This is a genomic window from Actinocorallia lasiicapitis (genome assembly GCF_054778695.1).
Genome location: NZ_BAAGZI010000713.1, coordinates 1 through 1,401, shown reverse-complemented (window position 1 = coordinate 1,401; position 1,401 = coordinate 1). Strand labels below are relative to the sequence as shown.

At 74.7% G+C, this 1,401-nt stretch carries 1 protein-coding gene; it reads left to right on the top strand.

Translation table 11 applies throughout. From position 1 onward, the window contains the following. Positions 1–1,401: polyketide synthase dehydratase domain-containing protein (locus ACYVE7_RS34040; protein ID WP_460370699.1), on the top strand; the 1,401-nt coding region annotated here is incomplete at both ends.

Genomic DNA, 1,401 nt, shown 5'->3' with positions numbered 1-1,401 from the left:
CCCTGCTCGGCCTGGCCGCGCTCGATCATCCGCTGCTCGGCGCGGCCGTGACGCTCCCGGACACCGGCGGGCTGCTGTTCACCGGCAGGGTGTCCCTCGCCGACCAGCCGTGGCTCGCCGACCACGCCGTCCTGGACGCGGTCCTGCTGCCGGGAACCGCCTTCGTCGAACTCGCCGTCCGCGCGGGCGAGGAGACCGGCTGCCCCGCCGTCGAAGAACTCACCCTCCAGGCGCCGCTGGTGCTGCAGCCCGAAGGCGGTGTCGACCTGCAGGTCAAGGTGGACGACGCCGACGACACCGGCCGCCGCCCGGTCAGTATCCGCTCCTGCCACGACGGCGTCTGGACCCTGCACGCCCAGGGCACCCTGACCGAGCCTGAAGAACCCGCCCCGGCCGTCCCCACCGCCTGGCCGCCGCCCGGCGCCGTCGCACTTCCCGTCGAGGGAACCTACGAGCATCTGCTGTCCCTCGGTTACGCCTACGGCCCGGTCTTCCAGGGTCTGCGCGCGGCCTGGCGGAGCGGCGACGACGTCTACGCCGAGGTGGAGCTCGCGGCCGGACAGCCCGCCACCGGCCCGTCCTACCTGCTGCATCCGGCGCTGTTCGACTCCGCCCTGCAGACGGCGCTCGCCCCGGTCCTCGACCGGGAGGACGGCGTGTTCCTGCCGTTCGTCCTGCGCGGAGTGCGGGTCCACACACCCGCCGCACGATCCCTGCGGGTCAAGCTCTCCTTCACCGGGCGGGACACGGTGTCCCTGTCCGCAACCGACGAGACCGGCGCGGCCGTCGCGTCCATCGACTCCCTCGCGCTGCGCCAGGTCGACACCCGGCAGCTCACCGCCGCCGGGCAGAGCAGCCGGCTGCTGCGGCTCGACTGGAAGCGGGTGCCACTCACGCCCGCCGCGGAATCACCCGCCGCCGACGGCCACTGGGCGCATCTGGGCACCGACCACCTCGGCCTCACGGGCGCGCTCAAGGCCGCCCACCGCCAGATGGGCACCTACCCGTCCCTGCACTCGCTGGACGCGGCGCTGCGCGACGGCGACCCCGTCCCCGACGTGTTCATCGTCTCCTGCACCGAGGCGGACGGCGAGAGCGGCGTCGCCGCCCGCACCGCGGTCGAGCGGGCGCTGGTCCTGGTCCAGGAGCTGGTCACCGACGACCGGCTGACCGGCTCCCGGCTGGTGGTCGTCACCAGGGGCGCGGTCGCCGCCGCCCAGGACGAGGGCTGTCCCGACCTGGCGGGAGCGGCGGTGTGGGGGCTGGTCCGCAGCGCCCAGACCGAGTACCCGGACCGGTTCGTGCTCCTCGACCTCGACGACGAGGAGAGCTCGGAGCAGGCGCTCGGCCTGGCCGTCGCGACCGGCGAACCGCAGCTCGCGATCCGGCGCGGCGCCCTGC